The 3,412-nt window shown below is 37.7% G+C and carries 3 protein-coding genes; all 3 read right to left on the bottom strand.

The window, feature by feature from the left end; translation table 11 throughout:
* Positions 1-233: 233 nt before the first annotated feature.
* The 3 genes from NXH67_RS00155 to NXH67_RS00165 all read right to left on the bottom strand — a co-directional run bounded on the left by NXH67_RS00155 (position 234) and on the right by NXH67_RS00165 (position 2,949).
* Positions 234-362, bottom strand: a complete 129-nt coding sequence (locus NXH67_RS00155) for a hypothetical protein (protein ID WP_272795931.1) — start codon at positions 360-362, stop codon at positions 234-236.
* 36 nt (positions 363-398) lie between these two features.
* A complete protein-coding gene (locus NXH67_RS00160) occupies positions 399-1,058 on the bottom strand; it encodes a C39 family peptidase (protein WP_272795932.1) in 660 nt (219 codons plus the stop codon).
* A gap of 355 nt (positions 1,059-1,413) precedes the next feature.
* On the bottom strand, positions 1,414-2,949 hold the full coding sequence (locus tag NXH67_RS00165; RefSeq protein WP_272795933.1) for a methyl-accepting chemotaxis protein: 1,536 nt from the start codon (positions 2,947-2,949) through the stop codon (positions 1,414-1,416).
* Positions 2,950-3,412: the final 463 nt, after the last annotated feature.

Below are 3,412 nucleotides of genomic sequence, written 5' to 3' on the forward strand. Positions count from 1 at the left end.
CTTGAGAAAGATGAAAAAGCATACGAAAGAGAATGATAATGAAGCTTTCATATGCACAAGAATGCAAAATGGTATAGATATTAGGGATTATGCTCATCTAAAGGCATATTAAGAACCTCTATTTGATTACTTTCGTATGTCCTGAGCACAAATTAGATATAATAATTTCTTTTCAGGTTTTGTTCTGCTACTATTCCCGAACTGGTAATAGTGGCCGTCCTTTTCGTCTAAAATCAACTGCTTCTTTTCACTATAACAGATTTCACGCAGAGCCATAGCTCCAAATCCTGCTGTTCCTGGATTCTGATCCTGAGGCGTTTCCAGCAGGTTCCGTCAAGGGTGGCGTCCCTTGTCCACAACATAGATGGTTGGCTATCTGGAAGCTATTCAGTTCTCGTTCAATCCGTGACAGTAAAGATTGTATTCTTCTCAAACATCCCTACAGCAAATGCCAATTTGAAATAAAAAGGCATATTCTCATAAGCTTCAAAACTTGTGCGCTGTAAAAATTCATCTACAGATAACTCTTCAACATAACCATAAGGATTTGCTACAGTTATCTTGTCATTAGGAATATCCATCCCAACAAGCAGGGAATAATGAAGAGTCCACACATCACCATACTTAGCTGCCCACTCAAATGGCACAGGTACTCCTCTTGACAGATTTTCATAAGCTGCATCTATCAGTTCCGTGTTTGACATGTATTTATGGATGGACGTAGTGTACTCCGGAAAGCGCTTGTTCATTTCTTCGCAGAACTTATCTCCTGTTGAGGTTATGACCTTGCCATATTCATTGTACAGATCCTCTTCTGTCAGATGTCCCCCATTCCATGCAGAAAACATCTCAATACAGGCATAACCACAGGAAACATCCTGGGTTATTACCTCTACTCCATCAACATATACCGGAGCACCATATTTATCATCTTTATATATAGACGAATAATCAGTAAGGATTCTTCCTGTCTGTATCCGTAGCTTTATCAAAAGTCCCACCAACACAATAATAATCAGCGTTATAAAAATGAGAACACTGCGAATTGTCTTTTTCAAATAATGCCTCCTCTATCGTGTATAAACTGTAAGTTATGAATTCATCTCATCAACAACGTCAGCCGGCTTTACAGTCATTTCTACCCATGCTGGAATAATTTCTTTCTGATCTCTTCCGGTTCTTCAATGCTGAATTCAATCGGAGTTGCGTTATCAACCTCAATTGTATGTGACTGTTCAAAAGGGATATCTCTCTTCATTGCCGATAGAGTCATGATAACTGCCCCATGCGAAATTATCAACAGATTCTTATCGGAATCATTTAACCCGTTAGAAACATGCGCCGCTAGGCGCACATAGAAAAAGACTGTGCCCTCTTTTTTAGAAGGCACAGTCTTTTGACACTCACATCTTTTTAATTATTTAGAAGACGATTAATCTCATCAACCATGTCATTGATTGCACTAGCCTGCTGTGCAACATGCTCAGTATTTGTAGCATTATTTCCAGCCATGGTACTGATAGCCACAAACTGCTCGTTCTCACTTCTGATACTCTCTGCGATATTCTGGTTAATCTCAACAGTTTTTTTGATGATTTCTGACTGGCGTTTATGTGCCTCATTCATCTCTTCAATTGCATTAACCGAATCATTCAGCATTGTAGTCATTTCACTTATGTCGCCAAATACTGTCTTAAACTGTTCATTCTGTTCAGCAAGCTTATTGGCATTTATCTCAACCTGTCCTGTAATCTCTTCTACGTTCTTCTGAACTCTTTCAATTATTGCACCAACGTCCTTAAGTGAGCTCTGCGTGTTTTCTGCAAGCTTACCAACTTCAGTTGCTACAACAGCAAATCCCTTTCCAGCATCACCCGCTCTTGCGGCCTCAATTGAAGCATTAAGAGCAAGAAGGCTTGTTGATGACGAAATTCCCTGAATAAGTTCAAGCGTTGTTCCAATTTCTTCTACTGCCTTTAGAAGTCTGCCTGCAATATCTGTTGTAACTGCCATAGAATCAGAAACTTCCGAATTTATTCCCTGAAGATCATTTAATGATTTCTCATTTTCTTTTGACTTCTTAAGAAGGTTGTCAGATGTCTTCTCAACAGTCTCAACATTTTCTTCTACAATGCTTGCGCAATCATTAAGCTCTGACAAGTTTGCCATACTCTCATCTGCTTTATTACCAAGAATATTACTGTTTTTAACAAGCTCATCACTTGTTGCTGATAACTCTTCTGCTGAAGCGCTCTCACTTGATGAGATATCCAAAAGAGTTGTTCCAGCAGTTACCATCTTGGAAGATATTGAACGAACAGCATCCATAACACCTGTAACACGCCTGTTGTTCTCTTCAAGCTCATCCTTTTTGGCAGTAATCAAAAAGTGTGAAACAAAGAATAAGAACATTACAAGGCCGGCTAACGAAAGCACAAGGCCTACAACACACATGATTACATCTGTAATAAAGAGTTCGTCTTTTACCGGCAAAAGAGCTGTGCCTCTGACAAACCATGCAATAAACATAGAAACAATACAAATACTACCGGTAACGGACAGTAGCTTAATATCCATAAAGAATCCGATAAGTATCAGGAAGAAACATAAAAATCCCCAGAATGTTCTGGTCGGAACCATGTAAATAATGTAGTTCCACTGAATGATAAGAACAACTGAGCAGAAAACCTTTCCTATTTGAAGTTTTCCATCTTTTAAATATCCATCTTCATCAAATGAAGACTTAAGAATCAGCATTCCTGTAATAAAGAAACACACATCCATGATACTGAAAATTATTACTGCGATCCAAGGGATAACCTGATAAAAGCCAATTGTCTTTTCTACTATGAACATTGCTGTAGCAAACATACAGGCCGATACCAGTGCAGTAATACCCCATTTAAAAACCGCAGACAGGTATACTTCAAAAGCAGATTTTTTATTCATTGATAATTACCTCCTGAGATAAATGGTTTATGTTAACTAGATTGCCACAACTATTTTACTAAATTTCGCAAATTCTCATAAGTAAATATCTCTGAAATTATTATTAAAAAACTCTGCGTTGAAATGAATTATTTATTTCACCTTGTATTACCTGTCTTTCCGGCATTTAATTGCATGCAGCATACGAACCACTCATGAAACTTGCTTCTAATATGCATTTCACAGTCTAAGCCGAATAGATTATGGCTGCTTCATTGCATAAGTGCATATGAAGAGTGTCAAATGTAAGACGTTTAGTATGCATGAAGTTGTTGCTAATAGCCTTGAGAAAGATGAAAAAGCATACGAAAGAGAATGATAATGAAGCTTTCATATGCACAAGAATGCAAAATGGTATAGATATTAGGGATTATGCTCATCTAAAGGCATATTAAGAACCTCTATTTGATTACTTTCGTATGTC

Source organism: Butyrivibrio sp. DSM 10294 (assembly GCF_028539135.1).
GTDB lineage: Bacteria > Bacillota > Clostridia > Lachnospirales > Lachnospiraceae > Butyrivibrio.